At 60.8% G+C, this 26,597-nt stretch carries 25 protein-coding genes; 10 read left to right on the forward strand and 15 right to left on the reverse strand.

What is annotated here, in order from left to right; all coding sequences use genetic code 11:
• Positions 1-47 precede the first annotated feature (47 nt).
• The 8 genes from ACA073_RS23060 to ACA073_RS23095 all read right to left on the reverse strand — a co-directional run bounded on the left by ACA073_RS23060 (position 48) and on the right by ACA073_RS23095 (position 8,135).
• Entirely contained in the window at positions 48-1,061 is a 1,014-nt protein-coding gene (locus ACA073_RS23060) for a septal ring lytic transglycosylase RlpA family protein (RefSeq protein WP_497399742.1), read from the reverse strand.
• Positions 1,061-2,071 carry a lytic murein transglycosylase B gene (gene mltB / locus ACA073_RS23065; protein ID WP_497399744.1) on the reverse strand — a complete coding sequence of 337 codons (1,011 nt, stop codon included), beginning with the start codon at positions 2,069-2,071 and terminating at the stop codon, positions 1,061-1,063. Before mltB ends, ACA073_RS23060 begins: the two co-directional genes overlap by 1 nt.
• A gap of 17 nt (positions 2,072-2,088) precedes the next feature.
• Positions 2,089-3,192 (reverse strand): rod shape-determining protein RodA, encoded by a 1,104-nt coding sequence (gene rodA, locus ACA073_RS23070; RefSeq protein WP_497404208.1) that lies wholly within the window; start codon positions 3,190-3,192, stop codon positions 2,089-2,091.
• A 31-nt stretch (positions 3,193-3,223) separates the two neighbouring features.
• On the reverse strand, positions 3,224-5,119 hold the full coding sequence (gene mrdA / locus ACA073_RS23075) for a penicillin-binding protein 2 (RefSeq protein WP_497399746.1): 1,896 nt from the start codon (positions 5,117-5,119) through the stop codon (positions 3,224-3,226).
• A 9-nt stretch (positions 5,120-5,128) separates the two neighbouring features.
• Positions 5,129-5,596, reverse strand: a complete 468-nt coding sequence (rlmH, locus tag ACA073_RS23080; protein WP_007937439.1) for a 23S rRNA (pseudouridine(1915)-N(3))-methyltransferase RlmH — start codon at positions 5,594-5,596, stop codon at positions 5,129-5,131.
• A gap of 9 nt (positions 5,597-5,605) precedes the next feature.
• Positions 5,606-6,100: a ribosome silencing factor gene (gene rsfS / locus ACA073_RS23085; protein ID WP_461953072.1), complete on the reverse strand. Its 495-nt coding sequence runs from the start codon at positions 6,098-6,100 to the stop codon at positions 5,606-5,608.
• Positions 6,101-6,172: 72 nt separating this feature from the next.
• Positions 6,173-6,862 (reverse strand): nicotinate-nucleotide adenylyltransferase, encoded by a 690-nt coding sequence (nadD, locus tag ACA073_RS23090; protein ID WP_497399748.1) that lies wholly within the window; start codon positions 6,860-6,862, stop codon positions 6,173-6,175.
• Between the two features lies 1 nt (position 6,863).
• Entirely contained in the window at positions 6,864-8,135 is a 1,272-nt protein-coding gene (locus tag ACA073_RS23095; RefSeq protein ID WP_497399750.1) for a glutamate-5-semialdehyde dehydrogenase, read from the reverse strand.
• Positions 8,136-8,312: 177 nt separating this feature from the next.
• Between ACA073_RS23095 and ACA073_RS23100 the strand changes: the two genes are divergently transcribed.
• Both ACA073_RS23100 and ACA073_RS23105 read left to right on the forward strand, forming a co-directional pair.
• A complete protein-coding gene (locus ACA073_RS23100) occupies positions 8,313-9,011 on the forward strand; it encodes a DNA-3-methyladenine glycosylase (protein WP_497399752.1) in 699 nt (232 codons plus the stop codon).
• 178 nt (positions 9,012-9,189) lie between these two features.
• Positions 9,190-10,506: a bifunctional DedA family/phosphatase PAP2 family protein gene (locus tag ACA073_RS23105; RefSeq protein WP_497399754.1), complete on the forward strand. Its 1,317-nt coding sequence runs from the start codon at positions 9,190-9,192 to the stop codon at positions 10,504-10,506.
• Positions 10,507-10,596: 90 nt separating this feature from the next.
• On the opposite strand, the gene ACA073_RS23110 is transcribed toward ACA073_RS23105, so the two are convergent.
• Genes ACA073_RS23110 through ACA073_RS23120 form a run of 3 tightly spaced genes read right to left on the reverse strand, consistent with a single transcriptional unit; the run spans position 10,597 to position 12,273 of the window.
• Positions 10,597-11,187 carry an LON peptidase substrate-binding domain-containing protein gene (locus tag ACA073_RS23110; RefSeq protein ID WP_084319700.1) on the reverse strand — a complete coding sequence of 197 codons (591 nt, stop codon included), beginning with the start codon at positions 11,185-11,187 and terminating at the stop codon, positions 10,597-10,599.
• 10 nt (positions 11,188-11,197) lie between these two features.
• The gene (locus ACA073_RS23115; protein ID WP_497399756.1) at positions 11,198-11,914 is read right to left on the reverse strand and encodes an LrgB family protein; all 717 of its coding nucleotides are present in this window, start codon (positions 11,912-11,914) and stop codon (positions 11,198-11,200) included.
• Positions 11,911-12,273: a CidA/LrgA family protein gene (locus ACA073_RS23120; RefSeq protein WP_461953066.1), complete on the reverse strand. Its 363-nt coding sequence runs from the start codon at positions 12,271-12,273 to the stop codon at positions 11,911-11,913. The genes ACA073_RS23115 and ACA073_RS23120 overlap by 4 nt, the downstream gene beginning before the upstream one ends.
• Positions 12,274-12,455: 182 nt before the next feature.
• Here ACA073_RS23120 and ACA073_RS23125 point away from each other — a divergent pair, with 182 nt between their 5' ends.
• The 3 genes from ACA073_RS23125 (at position 12,456) to ACA073_RS23135 (ending at position 15,413) form a co-directional block, all read left to right on the forward strand.
• Positions 12,456-12,911, forward strand: a complete 456-nt coding sequence (locus tag ACA073_RS23125) for a MaoC family dehydratase (protein ID WP_497399758.1) — start codon at positions 12,456-12,458, stop codon at positions 12,909-12,911.
• A gap of 114 nt (positions 12,912-13,025) precedes the next feature.
• On the forward strand, positions 13,026-14,744 hold the full coding sequence (locus ACA073_RS23130) for a C13 family peptidase (protein WP_497399760.1): 1,719 nt from the start codon (positions 13,026-13,028) through the stop codon (positions 14,742-14,744).
• Between the two features lie 27 nt (positions 14,745-14,771).
• Complete coding sequence (locus ACA073_RS23135) at positions 14,772-15,413, forward strand: oxidoreductase (RefSeq protein ID WP_497399762.1); 642 nt, start codon at positions 14,772-14,774, stop codon at positions 15,411-15,413.
• 133 nt (positions 15,414-15,546) lie between these two features.
• Here ACA073_RS23135 and ACA073_RS23140 read toward each other — a convergent pair whose 3' ends face one another.
• From ACA073_RS23140 to ACA073_RS23155, 4 genes are all read right to left on the reverse strand, one after another.
• The gene (locus ACA073_RS23140; RefSeq protein ID WP_497399764.1) at positions 15,547-15,831 is read right to left on the reverse strand and encodes a YceK/YidQ family lipoprotein; all 285 of its coding nucleotides are present in this window, start codon (positions 15,829-15,831) and stop codon (positions 15,547-15,549) included.
• Positions 15,824-16,456: a flavin prenyltransferase UbiX gene (gene ubiX / locus ACA073_RS23145; protein ID WP_128871424.1), complete on the reverse strand. Its 633-nt coding sequence runs from the start codon at positions 16,454-16,456 to the stop codon at positions 15,824-15,826. Before ubiX ends, ACA073_RS23140 begins: the two co-directional genes overlap by 8 nt.
• Positions 16,453-17,802, reverse strand: a complete 1,350-nt coding sequence (gene mpl, locus ACA073_RS23150; protein WP_497399766.1) for a UDP-N-acetylmuramate:L-alanyl-gamma-D-glutamyl-meso-diaminopimelate ligase — start codon at positions 17,800-17,802, stop codon at positions 16,453-16,455. Before mpl ends, ubiX begins: the two co-directional genes overlap by 4 nt.
• Before the next feature lie 157 nt (positions 17,803-17,959).
• The gene (locus tag ACA073_RS23155) at positions 17,960-19,873 is read right to left on the reverse strand and encodes a sigma-54-dependent Fis family transcriptional regulator (protein WP_497399768.1); all 1,914 of its coding nucleotides are present in this window, start codon (positions 19,871-19,873) and stop codon (positions 17,960-17,962) included.
• 443 nt (positions 19,874-20,316) lie between these two features.
• On the opposite strand from ACA073_RS23155, the gene exaC reads away from it, so the two are divergent.
• The 5 genes from exaC (at position 20,317) to ACA073_RS23180 (ending at position 26,482) form a co-directional block, all read left to right on the forward strand.
• Positions 20,317-21,837, forward strand: coding sequence for an acetaldehyde dehydrogenase ExaC (gene exaC / locus ACA073_RS23160; protein ID WP_497399770.1), 1,521 nt, complete (start codon positions 20,317-20,319; stop codon positions 21,835-21,837).
• A 267-nt stretch (positions 21,838-22,104) separates the two neighbouring features.
• On the forward strand, positions 22,105-23,475 hold the full coding sequence (eat, locus tag ACA073_RS23165) for an ethanolamine permease (protein ID WP_497399772.1): 1,371 nt from the start codon (positions 22,105-22,107) through the stop codon (positions 23,473-23,475).
• A 197-nt stretch (positions 23,476-23,672) separates the two neighbouring features.
• The gene (locus ACA073_RS23170; RefSeq protein WP_497399774.1) at positions 23,673-25,067 is read left to right on the forward strand and encodes an ethanolamine ammonia-lyase subunit EutB; all 1,395 of its coding nucleotides are present in this window, start codon (positions 23,673-23,675) and stop codon (positions 25,065-25,067) included.
• An 8-nt stretch (positions 25,068-25,075) separates the two neighbouring features.
• On the forward strand, positions 25,076-25,900 hold the full coding sequence (gene eutC / locus ACA073_RS23175; RefSeq protein ID WP_497399776.1) for an ethanolamine ammonia-lyase subunit EutC: 825 nt from the start codon (positions 25,076-25,078) through the stop codon (positions 25,898-25,900).
• Between the two features lie 120 nt (positions 25,901-26,020).
• A complete protein-coding gene (locus ACA073_RS23180; protein ID WP_461953054.1) occupies positions 26,021-26,482 on the forward strand; it encodes a GNAT family N-acetyltransferase in 462 nt (153 codons plus the stop codon).
• Positions 26,483-26,597 lie beyond the last annotated feature (115 nt).

Consider the following 26,597-nt stretch of genomic DNA (forward strand, 5'->3'; position numbering starts at 1 on the left):
GGTTCACCCCCCAAACCGCAAGTGAACCCTCAATCAAGTACTACGTATTACTCGGCGGTGACCACGCTCGGTGAACCGAGATTGGCCGTCCGCACGCTGTTCTGCACTTGCTGGATTTCACCCGGCGAGCCGATCGGCCCCAGGCGCACCCGATGCAGTGTCTGTTGATTGCGCACGATCGAACTGATGAACACCGGAGCGCTCACCATCCCGCTGAGCTTCGATCTCAGGAGTTCTGCAGCGTCCGGGTTGGCGAACGCGCCCACCTGCAGATACTGGCCAGAGGCTGGTACAGAAGCGTTTTTTTTTGCATCGATCTGCACGGGCACGACGGCCGCGGCGTGTTGCTGCGGCGGCGGTGTCCATTGTTCGACCGTGCCGGCCGAAGCGGTAATCGTCGGCGCGGTATTCTGCGCGACTTGCGGCTCGTTGAGCATTAAAGGTGCCGGACGGCCTTTGGCCGCCCACCACTGCTGAGGATCGATACCTTCAACCTTGACCCGCGCAGTGCCGGTTTCGGCATAACCGAGTTTCTTCGCGGCGGCGTAGGACAAGTCGATGATGCGGTCCGAGTAGAACGGGCCACGGTCGTTGACCCGCAGGATCACGGTCTTGTTGTTGTCCAGGTTGGTCACCCGAACGTAACTTGGCAGTGGCAAGGTCTTGTGAGCGGCACTCATGCCATACAGGTCATACACCTCGCCATTGGCGGTGTTCTGGCCGTGGAACTTGGTGCCATACCAGGACGCCGTGCCCGAGGCGACGTAGGTCTTGGACTCTTGCAGCGGAAAGTAAGTCTTGCCCAGCACGGTGTACGGGTTGGCCTTGTAAGGACCGGTGTGCAGGGTCGGCGTGGCATCCGGGATGCGCGATACGTCGACGTCCCACCACGGTGCGCCATCTTTGTGGGCGCGGTTGATGTCCAGCCCCGGCGCCGGGCGCACGGCGGTGGAAGAAGACTTCTGTGTCGGCGAGCGGCTGGTCGAACAACTGGCGACCAGCACCGCCAACGCGGCGAATGCCAGCAGCTTCAGGGGTTTATTCATAGGCAATGCCCGCATTACTTGACGCCCCGTGCTTGGACCAGCTGTTCAGACAGTTGATGCACGGCCATGGCGTACATCACGCTGCGGTTATAACGCGTGATCGCGTAAAAATTCGTCAGGCCCATCCAGTATTCAGGGCCATTGTCACCTTCCAGGCGGAATGCCGTGACCGGCATATCATCGCGCAGCGCATCATGACTTGACCACCCCAGCGCCCGCAACTCCCCGACGGTTTTAGTCGGTTCAATGCCGGTGGTCAAACCTTGGTCGATCTGACTGCCACGCACATCGGCGCGGCTGACCACAGGCTCGCCGGACACCCAGCCGTGACGCTTGAAATAACTGGCGACGCTGCCGATGGCATCGTCGGGATTGGTCCAGATATTAATGTGGCCGTCACCGTCGAAATCCACCGCATAGGCGCGGAAACTGCTCGGCATGAACTGCGGCAAGCCCATCGCCCCGGCGTAGGAACCTTTGAGGGTCAGTGGATCGACCTGTTCTTCTCGGGCCAGCAGCAGGAATTCACGTAATTCCTTGCGGAAGAATTCGGCACGGGGAGGATAGTCGAAACCCAGGGTCGACAAGGCGTCGATTACCCGGTAATTGCCGGTATTGCGGCCAAAAAAGGTCTCAACGCCGATGATCGAGACAATCACCTGGGCCGGCACACCGTATTCCTGCTCTGCACGGGCCAGTACCGCCTCGTGCTGCCGCCAGAAATCCACGCCGCGGGCGATGCGGGCGTCGGTGATAAACATCGGGCGATACTCGTTCCACTGCTTCACCCGCTCCGCGGGTTTCGAGATCGCGTCCAGAATCGCCTGTTTGCGCTCGGCTTCGCGGAACACGCCCATCAGCTGTTCACCGGCAAAGCCGTAGTCGCGGGTCATTTCACCGACGAATTCGGCCACCTGGGGGGTGCCTTCGTAATCGCCGGCCAACGCGTCCTGCGCGATGCCAAGGATGCTTACCAGGCTGACCCATGGCGCATTTCGAGTCGCCCAGCCACGCATTACTTGCATTGAAATCTTCACCTTATTCAAACTTGTGCGATCCACTTACGATGGGTATGGATCGACATCAAAACCCCAAACGCTGACAGCAGCGTTACCAGCGAAGTTCCTCCGTAGCTAATGAACGGCAACGGCACCCCCACAACCGGCAACAGGCCACTGACCATACCGATGTTGACGAAAACGTAAACAAAAAACGTCATGGTCAGGCTGCCCGCGAGCAATTTGCCGAACAATGTCTGGGCCTGGGCGGTAATCACCAGCCCACGGCCGATCAATAGCAGGTAAATCAGCAGCAGTGCGCAGATGCCGACCAGACCGAACTCCTCGCCCATGACCGCAATAATGAAGTCAGTGTGGCTTTCCGGCAGGAAGTCCAGGTGGGACTGGGTGCCCAGCAGCCAGCCTTTGCCAAATACGCCGCCGGAGCCGATGGCCGCTTTCGACTGAATGATGTTCCAGCCGGTCCCCAGCGGATCGCTTTCCGGGTCGAGGAACGTCAGGATTCGCTGCTTCTGGTAGTCGTGCATGATGAAGAACCACATCGCCACGGCCACTGGCACGGCCGCGGCCAGCACGCTGAGAATCCAGCGCCAGCGCAGGCCACCCATGAACAAAACAAATGCGCCGCCCGCGAGAATCAGCAACGAAGTGCCCAGGTCGGGCTGGCGCACGATCAGAATGAACGGCAAACCGATCAGAAACAGACTGACGCCCACGTGCTTGAGCTGCGGCGGCAAAGTGCGTTTGGACAAGTACCAGGCAATGGTCGCCGGCATCAGGATCTTCATGAACTCCGAAGGCTGGAAGCGGATCACCCCCGGAATGTTGATCCAGCGCGTGGCGCCCATGGCGTTGTGGCCCATGACGTCCACCACCACCAGCAACAGCACGCCGAGCACATAACCGACCGGCACCCAGCGAGCCATGAAGCGCGGTTCGAACTGGGCGATGACGATCATCGACACCAGGCCGATGCCGAACGACGTGGCTTGTTTGGCCAGCAGATCCCAGCTCTTGCCGCTGGCCGAATACAGGACGAACAGGCTGCCGGCGGCGAGGGTCAGCAGCAGGATCAGCAACGGGCCGTCGATGTGCATGCGTTGCAACAGCGTCGCACGACGACGCATCACATCCTCGCTGGAGAGGATGCGATCGAAATTACTCTTCACGGGCCGTAGCCTCCGCACTGATTGGGCTGGCGTATTCGGCTTTCAGTCGGCCGTCCTGGTCCAGAAGCCAGGCGTCCATGACCTGGCGCACCACCGGCGCGGCGACGCCGGAACCGGATTCGCCGTTCTCGACCATCACCGACACCACGATTTTCGGGTTGTCGGCCGGCGCGAAACCGACGAACAAGGCGTGGTCGCGATGACGCTCCTGAACCTTGGAGCGGTCGTACTTCTCGCCCTGCTTGATCGCGACCACCTGGGCCGTACCACTTTTGCCGGCGATCCGGTATTGCGCGCCGATCGATGCCTTGCGCGCCGTACCGCGAGCACCGTGCATCACTTGCTGCATGCCGTGGTTGACCCTGGTCCAGTCGGACGGGTCGCGCAGGATGATGTCCGGCATCGGATTGTCATCCTTCGGCCGCTCGCCTTCGACGGTCTTGGCCAGGTGCGGACGGTTCCACACACCCTTGTTGGCCACCAGCGCCGTGGCCTGGGCCAGTTGCAGCGGCGTGGATTGCATGTAGCCCTGGCCAATTCCGAGAATCAGCGTTTCGCCCGGGAACCAGGCCTGACGGCGTGTCGCGCGCTTCCATTCCCGCGTAGGCATCAACCCCGGCGACTCTTCGAACATGTCCAGCGACACCTTCTGGCCGATGCCGAACTTGCTCATGTAGGCCGACAGCCGATCAATCCCCAGTTTGTGCGCCAGGTCGTAGAAGTAGGTGTCGTTGGACCGCATGATCGCCGTATCCAGATCGACATAGCCGTCACCGGTGCGGTTCCAGTTCCGGTATTTGTGGTCGTAATTGGGCAACTGGTAATAGCCGGGGTCGTACACCCGGCTCGACGCCGTCACGACACCCGCGTCCAGACCGGCAACCGCCACCGCCGGTTTGATGGTCGAACCCGGCGGGTACAGACCGCGCAACACGCGGTTGAACAACGGGCGGTCAATGGAATCGCGCAGCTCGGAGTAAGCCTTGAAGCTGATGCCGGTGACGAACAGATTCGGGTCGAAACTCGGCTGACTGACCATCGCCAGTACTTCACCAGTCGCCGGGTCCAGCGCCACCACCGCACCACGGCGACCGCCGAGTGCCGCTTCGGCCGCTTCCTGCAACTTGATGTCCAGGCTCAGGACGATGTCCTTGCCGGGAATCGGATCGGTGCGCTTGAGCACGCGCAAGACGCGGCCTCGCGCGTTGGTCTCGACTTCTTCGTAACCCACCTGACCGTGCAACTCGGGTTCGTAGAACCGCTCGATGCCGGTCTTGCCGATGTGGTGCGTGCCGCTGTAATTGACCGGATCGAGGGACTTCAGTTCTTTCTCGTTGATCCGCCCCATGTAACCCACCGAGTGCGCAAAGTGCGCGCCCTGCGGGTAATGCCGCACCAGTTGCGCAACCACTTCCACACCCGGGAGGCGGAACTGGTTCACGGCGATGCGGGCGATCTGCTCTTCGGTCAGCTCGAACAGGATCGGCACCGGCTCGAATGGCCGACGCCCCTGCCGCATGCGCTTCTCGAAAATCACCCGATCCTCGGGCGTCATCTCCAGCACTTCGACGATCACGTCGAGCACTTGCTGCCAGTCGCCGGAACGCTCGCGGGTCATGCTCAGGCTGAAGCTCGGCCGGTTGTCGGCCACCACCACGCCATTACGGTCGAAGATCAGCCCACGCGTTGGCGGAATCGGCTGCACGTGGACGCGGTTGTTTTCCGACAGGGTCGAGTGGTACTCGTACTGGATCACCTGCAGGAAATACAGCCGTGCGATCAGCACGCCGAACAGCGCCACCACCGCAATTGCCCCGAACACGACGCGGCCACGCACCAGACGGGCGTCTTTTTCGTGGTCCTTGATGCGGATCGGCTGGGACATGAGGCAGAACTACTTGTGGTAAGGGTGGCCGGACAGAACTGTCCAGGCACGGTACAGCTGTTCGCCGATCAGAATCCGCACCAGCGGGTGCGGCAACGTCAACGGCGACAACGACCAGCGCTGATCGGCCCGCGCACAGACTTCCGGCGCCAGCCCTTCGGGGCCGCCGACCATGAAATTCACCGTGCGCGAGTCGAGCCGCCAGCGATCGAGTTCGACCGCCAACTGCTCGGTGCTCCAGGGCTTGCCGTGGACTTCGAGGGTGACAACGCGCTCGTTCGGCCCGACCTTGGCCAGCATGGCTTCGCCTTCCTGACGGATGAAGCGTGCCACGTCGGCGTTCTTGCCACGGGTGTTGAGCGGTATTTCCACCAGTTCCAGCGCCAGCTCGGACGGAAGACGCTTGGCATATTCATGCCAGCCTTCTTCCACCCACTTGGGCATGCGTGAACCGACGGCGATCAGTCGCAGTCGCACAGCGTTCCCTTATTGCTGGTCTTTGTTGAGCTTGGTGAAATGCTCATGGGTGTTTTCCGGGCTGTGATGCGCAGCGCTGGCCGAACGGCTCTGCTCTGCACCGGCCCACAGGCGTTCCAGGTCATAGAACTGGCGAGCCGAGGCGGTCATCATGTGCACGATGACGTCGTCCATATCCAGCAACACCCAGTCGCTGTCGCCCTTGCCTTCTTCACCCAGCGGCTTGACGCCCTGGGCTTTGACGGCTTCGCGAACCTTGTCCAGCATCGCGCCGATCTGGCGGTTGGACGTACCGGTGGCGATGATCATGAAGTCAGTGATGCTCTGCTTTTCACGAACGTCGATGACCTGAATGTCCTGGGCCTTGACGTCTTCCAGGGCTGCTACGGCAACCTTGACCAGCTCTTCGCCAGCCAGCTCAGGGCCGGTTGGAGCTTCTACTGGCAGGGGGGCGCTCTTGAATGTGCCTTTGCGCTTTACTTTAGCTACGTCTTTGTCAGTCATATAAAACTCGTTTTGCTCGTATGTTCGGGCGCTTCGCTACACGCATTCACGTGCCTTGAAGCGCACCCTTTTTCAGTTCGACGCACGGTAGAGTCCGTGCGCATCGATGTAGGCCAGGACCGCGTCGGGCACCAGGAAACGTACCGACTTACCGCTGGCCAGCAGTTGACGGATCTGGGTGGCGGATACCGCGAGCGGTGTCTGCCAGACGAATGCAATCTGTCCGCTCGGCCCTTTGAGGGCCAGCGGGTCGCTCACCGAGCGCGCTGCCAGCAGGTTGCGCAAGGCATCCGGCGGTTCGCTGTCGGCATCCGGGCGTTGCAGCACCAGGATGTGGCAATGCTGGAGCAACTCTTCCCAGCGGTGCCAAGTGGGCAGGCCGCAAAATGCGTCCCAGCCCAAAAGTAGAAAAACCTGGTCTTCAGCGGCCAGTTCGGCACGCATCAGTTTCAGGGTATCGATGGTGTAGGACGGCATGTCCCGCTGCAATTCGCGGGCGTCCACCACCAACGGTGCCACACCGGCCACCGCGCACTTGACCATCGCCAGACGGTCCTTCGCCGACACCTGCGGCGTGCCGCGATGAGGCGGCCTGGCACTGGGTGTCAGTCGCAACTCATCGAGCGCCAGCGATTCGGCGACTTCCAGCGCACCGCGCAAATGGCCGACGTGCACCGGGTCGAACGTCCCACCCAACATGCCGATACGTCGAGGCGCAGGTTCGCTGGCGGTGACCGGAGCCGACGGATTAAGGTCGCCCAAGTCAGACCGACGCCTGGCCGCGCAACTGGCCATCACCGACCACGATGTACTTCTCGCAGGTCAGGCCTTCGAGACCCACCGGGCCACGGGCGTGCAGCTTATCAGTAGAAATGCCAATCTCGGCACCCAATCCGTATTCGAAGCCATCGGCGAAACAGGTCGGCGTATTGATCATCACCGACGACGAATCGACTTCCGCGACGAAACGCCGGGTGTCTGCGAGGTTTTCGCTGACGATCGAATCGGTGTGACGGGAGCCGTACTGATTAATGTGCTCGATGGCCTGGTCCAGCCCGTCGACCACACGGATCGAGAGAATCGGCGCCAGGTACTCGGTGTTCCAGTCTTCTTCGGTGGCCACCGCAGCATCGATGATCGCCCGCGTGCGCTCGCAACCACGCAGCTCGACGCCTTTTTCGCGGAACTGTGCAGCCATCGACGGCAGGAAATCCTTTGCAACGGTTTGATCCACCAACAGCGTCTCCATCGCACCGCAGATGCCATAACGGTAGGTCTTGGCATTGAAGGCGATGCGCTGGGCTTTCGGCAAATCGGCGTGGGCGCTGACGTAAACGTGGCAGATGCCGTCCAGATGCTTGATGACCGGAACGCGCGCGTCACGACTGATGCGCTCGATCAGCCCACGGCCACCACGGGGCACGATGACGTCGACGTATTCAGGCATGGTGATCAGCGCGCCAACAGCCGCACGGTCGGTAGTTTCGACCACTTGAACCACAGCGGCCGGCAGATCGGCCTCGGCCAGACCGCGCTGGATGCAGGCAGCAATGGCACGGTTGGAATGAATCGCCTCGGAGCCGCCGCGCAGGATGGTCGCGTTGCCGGACTTCAGGCACAGACTGGCGGCATCGATGGTCACGTTGGGCCGGGATTCGTAGATGATTCCGATCACGCCCAACGGCACGCGCATCTTGCCGACCTGAATCCCCGACGGACGGAAGCTCATGTCGCGAATGGCGCCGACCGGGTCCGGCAACGCTGCCACCTGACGCAAACCGACGATCATGCCGTCGATGCGTTCCGGGGTCAGCGCCAGACGCTCCAGCAGCGCAGGTTCCAGACCATTGGCGCGACCCGCGGCCAGATCCAGGTCGTTGGCTGCCGTCAGCTCGGCACGCGAAGCGTCCAGCGCATTGGCAGCCGCCTGCAAGGCGCGGTTTTTCTGCGCGGTGCTGGCACGGCCGATGATGCGCGACGCTTCGCGAGCGGCGCGACCCAGGCGGGTCATGTAGTCGGGAACGGACTCAGTCATTGTCTACTGTGGTCTTGGTAAAGAGGAAAGCGGCAGATTATAGCTGTCGCGTCTCCCGACTAACAGCGGTGACGGGCGGATGGTCGAAATGGAGGGCAATTTGCCGACGTTCAGCCGTGATTAAGCTGCAAATTGTTATCATCACGACTCAATCAGCTTTGATAAATGCCGTTCATCATGTCCAATCTGACTGTTCGTGCGCCTGCTGCGAGCCTGCCCACCGGGCTCCCGGACGCGTTTTTCGACCGGGATGCGCAAACGCTGGCCCGGAATTTACTGGGCAAAGTCATCCGTCATCGGGTAGGCGACTTGTGGCTCAGTGCCCGGATCATCGAGACCGAAGCCTATTACTTCGAAGAAAAAGGCAGCCATGCCTCTCTCGGCTACACGGAAAAGCGTAAGGCTTTGTTTCTGGATGGCGGTCACATCTATATGTATTACGCCCGGGGCGGCGATTCGCTGAATTTCAGCGCTCAAGGCCCGGGCAATGCGGTATTGATCAAATCCGCTTATCCGTGGGTCGATGAGTTGAGCGGGCCGGCGAGCCTGGCGCAGATGCTGTTGAACAATCCTGATACCCAAGGCCGCCCTCGCCCTTCGCAAAAGCTTTGCGCCGGGCAAACGCTGTTGTGCAAGGCGTTGGGTTTGAAGGTGCCGGTCTGGGACGCCAAGCGCTTCGATCATGAAGTGCTGCGGGTGGAAGATGTCGGCCCGGCCCCTGGCCACATCATTCAAACCACGCGCCTGGGCATTCCTCATGGGCGCGATGAGCATTTGATGTACCGCTTTGTCGACGCCGCCTACGCACCGTATTGCACGCGGAACCCGCTGCGGCGGGGGCAGGTCGAAGGGCGCGATTATTTTTTGCTGACTTGATGACGGAACATATTCCTTGTGGGAGCGGGCTTGCTCGCGAAAGCGGTGTGTCAGTCGAAGTTGATGTCGACTGGCACACCGCTTTCGCGAGCAAGCCCGCTCCCACAGGGGTTCGGTGGTGTTTTGAAGATTGCGTTCGGCCCTTGGGGCCAATTGATTATTCAATGGAGTTGTTTTTATGGGCCCATGGCTCGATAGCGTGACTGGATGGTTGACGGTCAACCCGCAATGGCTGGCCGCGGCAGTATTCATTGTGGCCTTCGTGGAATGCCTGGCGATTGCCGGACTGATCGTGCCCGGCACGGTGTTGCTGTTTGCCGTCGCGGTGCTGGCCGGCAGCGGCGCGCTGTCGTTGAGCGAAACATTGCTGCTGGGATTCGTCGCCGGCGTGCTGGGCGATATCGTGTCCTACTTCGTAGGGCGACATTTCCATCAGAACATCCGGCGCCTGCCCGGCCTGCGCCATCACCCGGAATGGATCGCCGGCGCCGAGGCTTACTTCCAGCGCTATGGCATTGCCAGTCTTTTGGTCGGGCGTTTCATCGGGCCGTTGCGGCCGATGCTGCCGATGGTTGCCGGGATGTTCGACATGCCCTTCCCGCGCTTCGTCGCTGTCAGTCTGCTGGCTACGGCCGGTTGGAGCGTCGCCTATCTGTTGCCCGGCTGGGCCACGGGTGCCGCAATTCGCTTGCCATTGCCGGAAGGCTTCTGGCCTGAGGCCGGGGTCGTTGCCGGCAGCATCGCGGTGATGCTGGGCTTGAGCGTGACCAGCAGCCTGCGCCGTCATCGCAAAGCGACGATCGTGATTGCCGTCATGAGTTTTCTGATCCTGGCTGGCCTGTTTATCGGCTACCCGCACCTGACCGCCCTCGATCAGGGCGTGATGACACTGGTGCAGGAACACCGCAGCCCGACGCTCGACGAAGTCGCCGTCACCTTCACGCTGATTGGCGAGTTCCGCAACATGCTGCTGCTCAGTGCCCTGCTGACCGCTTTGCTGCTGCTGACCCGGCAATGGCGACAGGCGATTTTCGCGGGTAGCACCCTGCTCTGCACCGCGCTCGGCAATACATTCACCAAACAGTTTTTCGCCCGCGTGCGCCCGGAAGTGTTAAGTGATCCGCTGGTGAGCTACAGCATGCCCAGCGGTCACGCGTCGGGCTCCTTCGCGCTGTTTCTGACCCTCGCCGTTCTGGCCGGCCGCGGACAACCGCCGCGGATGCGTCTGACCTGGTTGTTGGTGGGTTGCCTGCCGGCGCTGGCGATTGCCTCGTCGCGCGTCTACCTCGGTGCGCACTGGCCAACGGACGTGCTGGCCGGCGCAATGCTGGCGGCATGCTTCTGTGCGGCGAGCCTTGGACTGAGTCAGCGCCAGACGCCACTCAACGCCATGCCACCCAGGGTTTGGTGGCTGGTTCTGCCGGCAATGGTTGCGATGTTCGGGTTCTTTGCGTTGCGGCATTTGCCGCATGCGATGTTGCGGTATGCCTATTGAAGATCAAAAGATCGCAGCCTTCGGCAGCTCCTACAGGTGTACGCCTTACCTGTGTAGGAGCTGCCGAAGGTTGCGATCTTTTAGCGTTCGTCAGGCGAACAATTCACCCTGCAATTCATCCAGCAGCGCCTGGATCGCATCCAGTCGTTGCTGCGGATCATCGAGTTGCAGCAGGTCGATCTTGTCCACTTCGGCGAACGGCAGCAGGTAGGCCAACTGATTGGCCAGCGATTGTTGCCCGGTCGCTTCAGTGCCCATGTTCAACGCTTCAACCATCGGGTGTTCGGCCAGGGCCTTGAGCAGTGCGACGAGGTCGGCATCCTCGTCCTGCAACGGTTGCTCAGGCTCGTCTTCCAGCCACTCGACCTCGGCGACGGTCAACTGATCGCGCTGAACCTCGGTGCGCAACACATGAAAACGCCGTCCGCCCTGCACCCGAATGCCCAGCAGACCGTTGTCCTGCTGCTTGAAGTCGGTAATCAGCGCTTCACAACCGACCAGCGCATAACCCGCCGGAGCAATGCCGACTTCTTCGCCATCGAGAATGCACACCACGCCGAAGCCGCCGCCCTGTTTCATGCAGCGGCTGATCATGTCCAGGTAGCGCGCCTCGAAGATCTGCAAGTCGAGGATGCAGCCAGGAAACAGCACCGTGTTCAGCGGGAAAAGCGGCAAGCTCATAGACATTTCCTTACACCACCATCGACACCGCCAACGGCAGGAACACCGCCGTGGCCACGCCCATCAGACTCATTGCCAGCGCCGCGAAGGCGCCGCATTCTTCACTTTCCTGCATGGCTACCGCCGTGCCGACCGCATGGGCGGTCATGCCCAGCGCCATGCCGCGCGCCTCGGGGCTGTGGACGCCGAGCCGGTTCAGCAGGCTCGGCCCAAAGATCGCCCCGATCACGCCGGTAATCAACACAAACACCGCCGCCAGCGCCGCTACACCACCAATCTGCTCGGCCACCAGCATGGCAATCGGCGACGTCACCGACTTCGGTGCCATGGTCATCAGGATCATGTGTTCGGCACCGAACGACCAGCCCAGCAACACGCCCATGCCGGTGGCGACCACACCGCCTATCACCAGCGTAGTAAATATCGGCCAGAACAACTGCCGGATCCGCCGCAGATTGAGGTAAAGCGGCACGGCCAGCGCGACCGTGGCGGGGCCGAGCAAAATACTGAGGATCTCGGTGCTCTTGCGGTACTCGGCGTATGTCAGCCCGCAGCCCACCAATACGCCAATGACCAACAGCATGGAAACCAGCACCGGCTGCAGAAAGATCCAGCGGGTTTTCTCGAACGCCGCCAGCACCAGCTGATAAGCGCCGAGGGTGATGCCGATGCCGAACAACGGATGATGAATTACCGACGTCCAGGCGCCTTGCCAGTCGAAGATCATTGCGGGTCCTCGCGGTGCGCGTGGCGCTTGACCATGCGCTGCATCAGCACACCGGCGAAGGCCATGGACAACAACAGCGACAACACCAGCGCACCGACGATGGCCCAGAAGTCCGCGGCAATGTCCCTGGCGTAAACCATCACGCCCACAGCCGGCGGCACCAGCAGCAACGGCAGGTAACGCAGCAGGCTGCTGGCCGCCAGGTTCAACGGTTCGCCCACCTGGCCACGGCAGATCAGGTACACCAGCAGAAGCAGCAGGCCAATGATCGGCCCCGGCAGCACCGGCAAAAACAAATGGTTGATGGCTGTGCCCAGCAATTGGAACAACACCAGCCAGGTCAGGCCCCGTAACAGCATCCGTCCTCTCCCCTGCAAATTCGCGCCCGGCATTATAAGCATGCCGAAGCTATGGATCGGCATTCGCCAAAAGCATGAACAGTTGACCGGAGCAATTTGCCATGTTGATCTAAAGTGGTAATCCGGGAGGTCAAATCCCCCCACCTCAAAACTATAAAATGATGAACCGAAGGAGAGTCTCAATGCCCTATGTTCCCGCTGCAGAGCTCATAGATTACGTCGGCAAGGAACTTGGACGTTCCGAATGGCTTACCATCGATCAGGACCGCATCAACCTGTTCGCTGAAGCCACGGGGGACTATCAGTTCATCCACGTTGATCCGGTCAAAGCCGCGCAAACGCCATTTGGCAGCACCATTGCGCACGGCTTCCTGTCGCTGTCGCTGATCCCCAAACTGATGGAAGGCATCCTCATCCTGCCTGAAGGCTTGAAGATGGTGGTCAATTACGGCCTCGACAGCGTGCGGTTCATTCAGCCGGTCAAGGTCAACTCAAAAGTGCGACTCAAGGTCGATCTGACCGAAGTCACCGAGAAGAAACCCGGCCAATGGCTGCTCAAGGTCACCGCCACGCTTGAGATCGAAGGCTCGGAAAAACCGGCCTATATCGCCGAGCCGTTGTCACTCTGCTTCGTGTAAACCCTCCCGGATGCGAAGCAGCTCATGCTGTTTCGCGACCTCTCTCTATTTCCCTCTCTGTATAAGGTCATAGAGCTGCGGCATACTCGGTCGCCTAATTGCCCGGATCCCGCTATGCGCCCACTTGCACTTCTCGCACTGACCCTATTGCTCACCGCGTGCGGTGACGGCGAATCGCTGTTGCCTCCCGACGCCCGCCTGCCGGACGGCGGACGCTATCGCGGTGACCTGGTCAACGGATTGCTGCAAGGCCAGGGCCGCGTCGATTACCCGAACGGCAGCTGGTACGCCGGCAGTTTCGACAAGGGCCAATGGCATGGTCAGGGCGAATGGCACGGCAGCAACGGCGAAGTGTATCGCGGGAATTTCAACCTGGGTCTGTTCGACGGCCAGGGCACACTGACCACCAGCGGCAGCAGCTACACCGGCGGCTTCAAGGCGGGTCGGCGCGAAGGCGAAGGCACTCTCAAAGAAAACGGCATGACCTACCGCGGCGAATTCAAGGCCGATCAGTATTCAGGGCTCGGCCGTCTGGAACTCGAGGACGGCAGTTCGTATCAAGGTCAGTTCGCCCATGGCAAACCCAACGGCGAAGGCCAGCGCAGCGACGCCAGCGGCAACCAGTTCACCGGGCACTTCAAGGACAGCCAGCTGGAAGGCAACGGGACCTTCAATAGCGCTGACGGCGACATCTACGTCGGCGGCTTCAAGAACAACCAACTGCACGGCAAGGGCCGCTACGAGAATGCCGACGGCGATGTCTGGCTGGGCCAATTCAAGGAAGGCTCGCTGAACGGCAAGGGCGAGTTGATCGGTGCCGACGGCAGCCACTACACCGGTCAGTTCAGCGACTGGCGTTTCACCGGTCAAGGCCGGCTGAACCTGCCCGACGGCAGCTTCTACATCGGCAAATTCGACGGTGACAGTTATCAAGGTCGCGGCACGCTGGTGTTGACCGATGGCACGGTGCAGAGCGGCACCTGGGTCAATGGCCAGCGAGTGCGCGATGCCGACGGCAAACTGCTGCCCGACAGCCTCGAACTCGGCTTGCTCGCCCAGGGGCGCTTGATCGATGACGCACTGGCCAACGTGCCCGCCTCGACCCCGGCGATCGAGCTGTACACCCTGACCCTCGGCGGTGACGGCAAGCAGAGCGTGTTCCTGCGCGAATCCGATTACGTCAGCAACATGCTCAGTAGCCGCTTCGGTGCGTTTGGCCAGATTCGCCTGGTGAACCATCGCGATCACCTTGTCGACCGGCCGATGGCGACCCGGGAAAACCTGCGCCGCGCCGCACTGACGCTGGCCGAACGCAGCGGTCCGGAAGACTTGATCTTCATCTACCTGACCAGCCACGGCACCAGCGAACACGAACTCGTGCTCGACCAGCCGCGCATGGAACTGTCCGATCTGCCGGCCGACGAACTCGCTGCCGTGCTCGCGCCGCTGAAAAACCGCGACAAGATCGTTGTGATTTCGTCTTGCTACTCCGGTGGTTTCATTCCCGCCCTCAAGGACGAACGCACCCTGATCATGACCGCCTCGCGCGCCGACCGCGTGTCGTTCGGGTGCTCGGAAGAAGCCAACTTCACCTACTTTGGCGATGCGCTGTTCGCCCAGGCCCTGAATCAGACCGACGACCTGGAACAAGCTTTCAAGCTGGCCAAGGCCACCGTGGCCGAGCGGGAACTGGCAGACAGCTTCGAAGCCTCTGAACCGCAGATCTGGGCACCGAAAACCGTTCTCTCCCACTGGCAGCTGTTACGCAAACAGCAGGCACGAAAAGCGCTACAAAGTGTCTCTACCGGCAGCAAGGATGCAAAGAGCAACTAAGCTGAACAGTATCAAGGGGGAAACACTATGTACTTGACGCCTCAGCATGTATTGCTGGCCGGAGCTACCGGCCTGACCGGTGAACACCTGCTCGATCGCCTGCTCAACGAGCCTACGATCACACGCGTATTGGCCCCCTCACGCCGGCCGTTGGCTGAGCACCCCCATCTGGAAAACCCGGTCGGCGAGCCGGCGGCGTTCCTGCCGCAACTGAACGGTCGCGTCGACATCGCCTACTGCTGTCTCGGCACCACGATCAAACAGGCGGGCTCGGAACAGGCGTTTCGCGCGGTCGATCTCGACATGGTGGTGGCCTTCGCCAAACGCGCGCGGGAAATGGGCGCGCGGCACTTGATCGTGATCAGCGCCCTGGGGGCCGATCGCCGATCCTCGATTTTCTACAACCGGGTTAAAGGCGAGATGGAATACGCATTGCGTGCACAAAACTGGCCGCAACTGACCATTTGTCGGCCTTCGTTCCTGCTGGGCGAGCGAATTGAACCGCGTACGGCCGAGCAATTCGTCGGGCCGTTGTCCCGCTTGATCCCTGGCAAATATCGCGGCATCGAAGCCTGCCAACTGGCCCGCGCGATGTGGCGACTGGCGCTGGAAGAGCAGGATGGGCTGCGGATTGTTGAGTCGGATGAGTTGAGGAAGTTAGGTAAATAAATCTCTGGTGCCTGAACGGACGCCTTCGCGAGCAAGCCCGCTCCCACATTAGACCGAGTTCGTCTGGACAATTCGGTCTAATGTGGGAGCGGGCTTGCTCGCGAATGGCGCAACACCGATTTAAAGCCGAAAACTACAACCCGCCGGTCGCCTGAAAACTCACCCCGATCACTGTCAGCACCGACAACGGCAACAACAGCGTATCCAGCAACGCGCTGGCCGGCAGATCAACGCCAGGATAACTCGGCGCCTCCGCACCGAAACGGTCCATCGCGCAACAACCGCCATTCATGGCATACAAATCCAGCCGCGTCCCCGCATACACCACCGGCGCCCCAGGTTTCGCGGCATCCAGCGTGCGCACCGTGGCGCAACCCGCCAGTTGCAGCGCCAGCACGATCATCAGCAACTTATTCATCGCTGGTCAGATGGTGTTCGCCCCAACGCGGCAGCATGTCTTGCGGAATGTTCAGCAGGTTGAGAATCCGCGCCACGACGAAGTCGATCAGGTCATCGATGGTTTGCGGTTGATGATAGAAGCCCGGCGATGCTGGCAGGATCGTCACGCCCATGTTCGACAACTTGAGCATGTGCTCCAGATGAATGCTCGAATACGGCGCTTCGCGCGGGACCAGAATCAGCTGGCGACGCTCCTTCAACGTGACGTCGGCGGCTCGTTCGATCAGGTTGTTGCAGGCACCGGTCGCGATAGCCGACAGCGTTCCGGTGGAACACGGCACCACCACCATCGCTGCCGGCGCGCCGGAGCCCGAGGCCACCGGCGACATCCAGTCTTCCTTGCCGTACACCCGAATCTGCCCGGCGGCAGCGCCGGTGTATTCGGTGAGGAAGGCCTGCATCATCTGGGTTTTCGGCGGCAACGTTACGTCCGTCTCGGTGGCCATCACCAGTTGCGCAGCCTTGGAGATCAGGAAGTGCACCTCGCGGTCTTCGCGGATCAGGCAGTCCAGCAGGCGCAAACCGTACTGGGCGCCGGAAGCGCCGGTCATCGCCAGCGTGATGCGTTCCGGGCCGTTGTTCATTGCAGCGCCTCGGCGAGTTTGCCGTGCAGGCCGCCGAAGCCGCCGTTGCTCATGATCACCACGTGAGTGCCGGGCTGAGCCTGGCTTTTCACGCGCTCGATAATGCCTTCCAGGGAATCGCTGACAATCGACGGCACCGTGCACAGCGCCGCAGTAGCGCCCAGGTCCCAGCCAAGGTTGGCCGGTGCGTACCAGATCACCTGATCGGCATCGACCACGCTTTCCGGCAAACCATCGCGGTGAGCGCCGAGCTTCATGGAATTGGAGCGCGGCTCGATGATGGCGATCAACGGTGCGTCGCCAATGCGTTTACGCAGACCGTCGAGGGTCGTGGCGATGGCCGTCGGGTGGTGAGCGAAGTCGTCGTAGATGGTGATACCACGCACGTCCGCGACTTTTTCCATCCGGCGCTTCACGCTTTTGAACGCACTCAACGCGGCGATGCCCATGGACGGAACGACACCGACATGCCGCGCCGCCGCCAGGGTGGCCAAGGCGTTGGCAACGTTGTGTTGACCGGTCATGTCCCACTCGACCACGCCTTGAGCGACGCCTTCGAACATCACTTCGAATTTCGAACCGTCTTCGCTCAGCAACTTGACCTGCCACTGACCGCCAGCGCCGGTGGTTTGCACCGGGGTCCAGCAGCCCATCTCGATCACACGCTGCAACGCCGGTTCGGTGGTCGGATGGATCACCAGGCCTTCGCTTGGAATGGTCCGCACCAAATGGTGGAACTGCCGCTCGATGGCGGGCAGATCGGGGAAGATGTCGGCGTGATCGAATTCCAGGTTGTTCAGGATCGCCGTGCGCGGGCGGTAGTGAACGAATTTGGAGCGCTTGTCGAAGAACGCACTGTCGTACTCGTCGGCTTCGATCACGAAGAACGGCGTGCCGCCCAGACGCGCCGACACCGAGAAATTCTGTGGCACACCGCCGATCAGGAAGCCGGGGCTCATGCCCGCGTGCTCCAGCACCCAGGCGAGCATGCTGCTGGTGGTGGTTTTGCCGTGCGTGCCGGCGACGGCCAGGACCCAGCGATCCTGCAACACATGATCGGCCAGCCACTGCGGGCCGGAGACATACGGCAAGCCTTTGTTCAGCACGTATTCGACTGCCGGGTTACCACGGGACATGGCGTTGCCGATCACCACCAGATCCGGGGCCGGATCGAGTTGCGCCGGATCATAGCCTTGGGTCAACTCAATGCCCTGAGCCTCAAGCTGAGTGCTCATCGGTGGATAGACGTTGGCATCGGAGCCGGTCACGTGATGGCCCAGCTCTTTGGCCAGAACCGCCATCGAACCCATGAAAGTGCCGCAGATACCAAGAATATGAATGTGCATAGTCGACCTCGTAAAACATGGCCGCAGGTTAGCGTAGGGAGGCGAAAATCGCACCTTGTGTTTCGGACTTGAGGCCCCCTTCGCGAGCAAGCCCGCTCCCACAAGGACCGCGCGCCCCTGTGGGAGCGGGCTTGCTCGCGAATGGCGGCGGCGCGGTTTACCGGGCGATCCCGTGTTTACGCAGTTTTCGATAAAGGGTGTTACGGCTGACGCCAAGTTGCTCGGCGGTATGGGTCATATGCCAACGGGTTTGCTCCAGCGCATTCAGCAATGCCAGCCGCTCGACATCATTCAGGGGATGTTCGGAAGGCTGTTCAACGGCAACAATCGGCATCGGTCGCATCTGACGAATCATCGCCGGCAAATCCTCCAGCCCGATCCGCCCGCCGTCACACAACGCCGCCAGCGTACGCAACACATTGCGCAACTGCCGCACATTTCCGGGCCAGGCAAAACCCAGCAACGCCTGGCGTGCCGGCTCATCAATCAGCACCGTCTCCCCGCCCGCCTCTTGCGCCAGCAGAAAATCGAGCAACTGCGATTTATCACTGCGGTCGCGCAACGCCGGCAATGCGATTTCCAACCCATTGAGCCGATAGTACAAATCCTCGCGGAAGCTGCCGTCCTGCACCCGCTCCAGCAAATTACGGTGAGTGGCGCTGATGATCCGCACATTGACCGATTCCGGCTCGCCGCCAATCGGCACCACTTGCCGATCCTCAAGCACTCTTAATAGCCGGGTCTGCAACGCCAGGGGCATGTCGCCAATTTCATCCAGAAACAACGTCCCGCCATCGGCCTGCTGCAACTTGCCACGCATGCCTTCCTTGCGCGCACCGGTAAAGCTGCCGCCGCGATAGCCAAACAGTTCGCTCTCGATCAGGCTTTCGGGAATAGCCGCGCAATTGAGCGCGACGAAGGCCTTTTCCGCCCGCTGACTGGCCTGATGCACGGCTTTGGCGAAGGCTTCCTTGCCAGATCCGGTTTCGCCGTTGATCAGCAGCGGTACGTCCCGTTCGAAGACGCGCAGGGATTTGCGGAAGTCCTCCTGCAACCCTTTGTCGCCAAGGCAAATGCCCGACAAACGCGAAGGTTCCGCCACCACCGGGCTTTGCACCACCGGCACAGGAATGCTGCGCGGCTGACCGCGCAACACGGCAAACAGACTTCGTCCGTCACGGGTGCGCAACGGCCAACTGGCGCTGGCATTCACACTCGCGCGGCCCAGCAACTCATCCAGCGAGCAGTCGAAAAACGTCTCGACCGGTTTGCCCAGCAGTCCGCCGCGAACATGCCCCAGCAGGTTGAGCGCACTCTGGTTGACCGCACAGATCCGCCCTTCCCCGTCGAACGCCAGCAACCCTTCGCTGAACAGCCCGACGGATTCGGCCTGCAGGTGAAAACGCAGCAACCACTGATTGTCGAAGTAACGCAGGAAATAGCAGCTCTCGATCATCTTCGCCGACAAATTGACCAGCGCCATGGTGTGAAACTGACTTTGCCGCGACACCTCATGCCGTGCCGAGGACACGTCGAGCACCGCCAGCAGTTCGCCATGCGGGTCGAACACCGGGCTCGCCGAGCAGGTCAGGCCGGTGTGGCGGCCGCGAAAGTGTTCGTCCTGGTGAATGGTCAGCGATTGGCGTTCCACCAGGCAGGTGCCGATGCCATTGGTGCCTTCGCAGGCTTCGCTCCAGTCGGCACCGAGCCAGAGACCGGCGCGCTCGAAAATCTTCCGCTCGGCGGGCGCGGTCACGCAGTTGAGGATCACCCCGCGCGCATCGGTCAGCAGCACCGCATGGCCAGCGCCGGAGAGTTGCTGATGCAGGCTGCTCATTTCGTTGCCAGCGATGTGCAGCACTTGTTGCAGGCGTTCACGGCTTTCGAGGACGCGGCCATGTTCCAGCACCGTCGGGGCCATGGTCAGGGCGGGGTCGAGGTGATAGTCCTCAAGACAGCGCAGCCAGGAACGGGCGATGGACGGATCGCTGCCGGGACCGTGCAAGTGGGATTTTCCCTGGGTCACGGTCAGCACTTGCTGGGCATGGCGACTCAAATGGTTGTCGTGCATTTCTTATTATTCTCCCCGAGAGCTGTGCTGCCCCTGAAAGAGGCTGACACATACCTTGTGGCGAGGGAGCTTGCTCCCGCTCGAGTGCGAAGCGCTCGCCAATCATGTATCGGCAAACATTTTGGGGTCGCTTCGCAACCCAGCGGGAGCAAGCTCCCTCGCCACAGAGGAATACCTGATGGCAATGTTGGCCCAGCATCCTCCAGCCATCGGCGCATTGCAATGCTGGCAAGACCGACCAGTCACACGCTGTGCCACAAGCGGTACAAAGTGTCACTGTCACCGTACCGAAAGCGTCACAGACGCCGCCCGCCCGTCCGACAAAAATCTCGCAAGGCCTTGATTCTACTGACCTGCAAGGCAGTGGCCCGACCTTTGCTCTACGCTTATAGCAAGCGCACATGCGCCTCTCTAATAAATACAAAAGCCAAGGAGAAAACATCATGCGTTACGCTCACCCCGGTACTGAAGGCGCTATCGTTTCGTTCAAGAGCAAATACGGTAACTACATCGGCGGCGAGTTCGTCGCGCCTGTCAAAGGTCAGTACTTCACCAATACCTCGCCAGTGAATGGCCAACCGATTGCCGAATTCCCGCGCTCCACGGCCGAAGACATCGACAAGGCCCTGGACGCTGCCCACGCCGCTGCCGATGCCTGGGGCGCCACGTCCGCCCAGGCTCGCTCGCTGGTGCTGCTGAAAATCGCCGATCGCATCGAGCAGAACCTGGAACTGCTGGCAATCACCGAATCCTGGGACAACGGCAAAGCCGTTCGCGAAACCCTCAACGCCGACATCCCGCTGGCCGCTGACCACTTCCGCTACTTCGCCGGTTGCATCCGCGCGCAGGAAGGCAGCGCTGCCGAGATCGACGGCAACACCGTGGCCTATCACATTCACGAACCTCTGGGCGTGGTCGGGCAGATCATCCCGTGGAACTTCCCCATCCTGATGGCTGCGTGGAAACTCGCCCCGGCCCTGGCGGCCGGTAACTGCGTGGTGCTCAAGCCTGCCGAGCAAACCCCGCTGGGCATCACCGTGCTGATGGAACTGATTGGCGATCTGCTGCCGCCAGGCGTGCTGAACATCGTGCAAGGCTACGGCAAAGAAGCCGGCGAAGCCCTGGCCACCAGCAAACGCATCGCCAAGATCGCCTTTACCGGCTCGACCCCGGTCGGCTCGCACATCATGAAATGCGCCGCCGAAAACATCATTCCGTCCACCGTGGAGCTGGGTGGCAAGTCGCCAAACATCTTCTTCGCCGACATCATGCAAGCTGAAGAAACCTTCATCGAGAAAGCTGCCGAAGGCCTGGTGCTGGCGTTCTTCAACCAAGGCGAAGTCTGCACCTGCCCGTCTCGCGCACTGGTGCAAGAGTCGATCTACGACGATTTCATGAAAGTGGTGATGAAGAAAGTCCTGCAAATCAAACGTGGCGACCCGCTGGACACCGACACCATGGTCGGCGCCCAGGCGTCCGAGCAACAGTTCGACAAAATTCTTTCGTACCTGGAAATCGCCAAGGGCGAAGGCGCCGAACTGCTGACCGGCGGCAAGATCGAAAAACTCGAGGGCAGCCTGGCGACCGGTTATTACATCCAGCCGACCCTGCTCAAGGGCACCAACAAAATGCGCGTGTTCCAGGAAGAAATCTTTGGCCCGGTGGTGAGCATCACCACGTTCAAGGACGAAGCCGAAGCCCTGGCCATCGCCAACGACACCGAGTTCGGCCTCGGTGCCGGTCTCTGGACCCGCGACATCAACCGCGCCTACCGCATGGGCCGCGCCATCAAGGCCGGTCGCGTGTGGACCAACTGCTACCACCTGTACCCGGCGCATGCCGCGTTCGGCGGTTACAAAAAGTCCGGCGTCGGTCGTGAAACCCACAAAATGATGCTCGATCATTATCAGCAGACCAAAAACCTGCTGGTGAGCTACGACATCAATCCGCTGGGCTTCTTCTAAAAACCGGAGGCGATACAGGTAGTTCTGTGTCGCCCTTCAAATAGCTTTCGCGAGCAAGCCCGCTCCCACAGGGGTTTTGTGGTGAATCCACAAGGATGGGCCGACACAAGTCCACTGTGGGAGCGGGCTTGCTCGCGAAGGCTTCCTTAAAGACAACATCAAAACATCGCCCTGCCGCTCTGGCACGGGCTTTGCGTGCCCGTTTTACAGTAAATGCAGTTCCCGAAAGTCCAACAGATCAAACAATAAAAAAGACAGCGAGGACTTATGACTTCTTCCACACAGCTCAAACCCACACTCGGCACCCTGCATTTATGGGGCATTGCCGTCGGCCTGGTGATCTCCGGCGAATACTTTGGCTGGAGTTACGGCTGGGGCACCGCAGGCACCCTGGGTTTCCTCGTCACCGCGTTGATGGTGGCGACGATGTACACCTGTTTCATCTTCAGTTTCACCGAATTGACGACCGCCATTCCCCACGCTGGCGGGCCGTTTGCCTACAGCCGGCGGGCCTTTGGCGAGAAAGGCGGGTTGATCGCCGGCATCGCCACCCTGATCGAATTCGTCTTTGCGCCACCCGCCATTGCGATGGCCATCGGTGCTTATCTAAACGTGCAATACCCGGAACTTGACCCCAAGATCGCAGCCGTTGGCGCCTATTTCCTCTTCATGACCCTGAATATCCTTGGCGTCAGCATCGCTGCGACCTTCGAACTGGTGGTCACCGTACTGGCCGTCGCCGAGTTGCTGGTGTTCATGGGCGTGGTCGCGCCGGGCTTCAGCTTCAGTAACTTCGTGCTTAACGGCTGGTCGGGCTCCAACGACTTCACGATGGCGTCAATACCCGGCATCTTTGCGGCAATCCCGTTCGCGATCTGGTTTTTCCTCGCCATTGAAGGCGCGGCGATGGCGGCTGAAGAAGCCAAGGACCCGAAACGCACGATTCCCAAGGCGTACGTCAGCGGCATTCTGACGCTGGTGTTCCTCGCGATCGGTGTGATGGTGATGGCCGGCGGCGTGGGCGACTGGCGCGAGCTGTCGAACATCAACGACCCGCTGCCGCAGGCGATGAAAGCCGTGGTCGGCAACAATTCGACCTGGATGCACATGCTGGTCTGGATCGGCCTGTTCGGGCTGGTGGCGAGCTTCCACGGGATCATTCTCGGCTACTCGCGCCAGTTCTTCGCCCTGGCCCGTGCCGGTTACCTGCCTCGCTCGCTGGCAAAACTGTCGCGCTTCCAGACCCCGCACCGCGCCATTCTGGCCGGCGGCGTGATCGGCATCGCGGCGATCTACAGCGACGGCCTGGTCAATCTGCAAGGCATGACCCTGACGGCTGCAATGATCACCATGTCGGTATTCGGCGCCATCGTGATGTACATCATCAGTATGCTGAGCCTGTTCAAGCTGCGTAAAACCGAGCCGAACCTGGAACGCAGCTTCCGCGCGCCGGGCTACCCGATCGTACCGGGCATCGCGCTGTTCCTGGCGGTGGTGTGCCTGGTGGCGATGGCGTGGTTCAACCCACTGATCGGCTGCGTGTTCCTCGGGTTCATGGCGGCCGGTTATTTGTATTTCCAACTGACCGCCAAACAGCGCTTCGATGCGCCTGCGGATGCGATGCTCGAAGGCGTCTGAATTGCACCGGCGCCGGGCTGATTGCCCGGCGCCTGCTTTATTGAAGTGCACACAGATCCCATTGTGGGAGCGGGCTTGCTCGCGAATGCGGAGTATCAGTCACCACATCTGCTGGATGTCAGACCGCATTCGCGAGCAAGCCCGCTCCCACAGGTTTGTTCAGTGTTATCAAGACTTGTAGAGACCAGGAGGACACCGTGGCCACATTTGCCCATTCCGTCGGCGCCCAGACCTATCGCTTCGCCAGCCTCAAAGAGGTCATGGCCAAGGCCAGCCCGGCGCGCTCCGGCGACTTCCTGGCCGGCGTCGCCGCCCTCAACGATGGCGAGCGTGTGGCCGCGCAAATGGCCCTGGCTGATATCCCGCTGACGCATTTCCTGCAGGAAGTGCTGATTCCCTATGAGGCCGATGAAGTCACCCGACTGATCATCGACACTCACGACAAACAAGCCTTCGCCGTGGTCAGCCATCTCACGGTGGGCGGATTCCGCGACTGGCTGCTCAGCGATGCCGCCGACGAACAGAGCCTGCGCGCCCTCGCCCCCGGACTGACGCCGGAAATGGCCGCGGCCGTGTCGAAAATCATGCGCGTGCAGGACCTGGTGCTGGTTGCGCAGAAAATCTGCGTCGTCACGCAATTTCGCGGCACCATGGGCCTGCGTGGACGCTTGTCCACACGCCTGCAACCCAACCATCCCACCGACGAACCGGCGGGCATCGCGGCGAGCATTCTCGACGGGCTGCTGTACGGCAACGGCGACGCGATGATCGGCATCAACCCGGCCACCGACAGCATTGCCTCGATTTGCGCGATGCTGGAAATGCTCGACGCAATCATCCAACGCTACGAAATTCCTACACAGGCCTGCGTGTTAACCCACGTCACCACGTCCATCGAAGCGATCAATCGCGGCGTTCCGCTGGACCTGGTGTTCCAGTCGATCGCCGGCACCGAAGCGGCCAATGCCAGTTTCGGCATCAACCTCAACATTTTGCAGGAAGGCTACGACGCCGGTTTGAGCCTGAATCGCGGCACGCTCGGGCAGAATCTGATGTATTTCGAGACCGGCCAGGGCAGTGCCCTGTCGGCCAACGCCCATCACGGCCTCGATCAACAGACCTGCGAAACCCGCGCCTACGCCGTGGCGCGACATTTCAAACCGTTTTTGGTGAACACCGTCGTAGGATTTATCGGCCCGGAGTACCTCTACAACGGTAAACAGATCATCCGTGCCGGTCTGGAAGACCACTTCTGCGGCAAATTGCTGGGCGTGCCGATGGGCTGCGACATCTGTTACACCAACCACGCCGAAGCCGATCAGGACGACATGGACACCCTGTTGACCCTGCTGGGCGTGGCCGGGATCAACTTCATCATGGGCATCCCCGGCTCCGACGACATCATGCTCAATTACCAGACCACCTCGTTCCACGACGCGCTCTATGCCCGACAAACGTTGGGCCTGAAGCCGGCACCGGAATTCGAACAGTGGCTGGCAAAAATGGGCATCTTCACCCAGGCAGACGGCAAAATTCACTTCGGCGACAGCCTGCCGCCCGCCTTCCGCCAAGCGATGGGGCAACTGGGATGAGTGTCGAGATGGATAAACCGCCTGTTGATTCAGAAAATCCATTGCTGGAACTGCGGCGCCTGACCCCGGCGCGAATTGCACTGGGCCGCACCGGGATCAGCATGCCCACCCGCGCGCAGCTGGATTTCCAGTACGCCCACGCCCAGGCCCGGGACGCGGTGCATCTGCCCTTCGATCATGCTGGGCTCAGCTCGCAATTGGCCGAATGCGGATACGAAAGTGTGCTCCTGCACAGCGCCGCCACAAACCGGGACAGTTATTTGCAGCGCCCTGACCTGGGGCGGAAATTGAGCGATGAGTCGGCGCAAATCTTGCGCAACCATGCTTCAGCCCATCCCGGCGGCGTTGATCTGGTGATTGTCGTGGCCGATGGTTTGTCGGCACTGGCTGTGCACCGTCACACCGTGCCCTTCCTTGCGCGCATGCGAGAGCAGATCGAAGTCGATGGCTGGACGGTTTCGCCGGTGATTCTGGTAGAGCAAGGCCGGGTCGCGGTGGCCGATGAAATCGGTGAGCTGCTGGGCGCAAAAATGGTGGTGATCCTGATCGGCGAACGCCCTGGCCTCAGCTCGCCAGACAGCCTGGGACTCTATTTCACCTACAATCCAAAGGTCGGCCTGACGGATGCTTATCGCAACTGCATCTCCAATGTGCGACTGGAAGGCTTGAGTTATGGCATGGCGGCACACCGTTTGCTTTATCTGATGCGTGAAGCCTGTCGGCGGCAGCTGTCGGGGGTTAACCTGAAGGACGAAGCGCAGCTTCAGACGCTGGAGTCGGACGCAGGTGCGGACATGAAAGGTAATTTCCTACTGATTCCGCCGAATGCCTGAACCGTTTCCGCATTGCGTTTCTGATTCGATTTCAGGCAGGATCCAAACACGGCTGCCCGAGTGAAGAACCGTTCGCCGTCAGAGCACGTGAAGACAGCCACTTGAAGACGAGACCTATCGATGCGGATTATTCAAGCGACCCTCGAACATCTGGACCTGCTGACCCCGTTGTTCGTCAAATATCGCGAGTTTTATGGCTCCCTGCCGTATCCGGACTCGTCCCGGGCGTTCCTCGAAAAACGTCTGCGTCGCAAGGAATCGGTGATCTACCTGGCCCTGCCCGATGACGACGACAACAGACTGATGGGTTTCTGTCAGCTGTACCCGAGCTTTTCGTCGCTTTCGCTTAAACGCGTGTGGATCCTCAATGACATCTATGTCGCTGAAGACGCCCGCCGTCAGTTAGTCGCAGACAACCTGATGCGTACCGCGAAAAAAATGGCCAAGGAAACCAATGCCGTGCGCATGCGCGTATCCACCAGCAGCGACAACAAAATCGCACAGAAAACCTACGAGTCCATCGGATTCAAGGAAGACACCGAGTTCAAGAACTACGTGTTGCCGATCAGCGACGAGCTCTGACCTCGCTAAACTTTTGTAGGAGCGAAGCTTTCGCGAGCAAGCTTCGCTCCTACAAAAAAAGCACACCGCGCCGCCGGTCTTGCGCGACATCCCCCGCTACAAACTCGACGCGCTT

The organism is Pseudomonas sp. LBUM1670 (genome assembly GCF_059695695.1).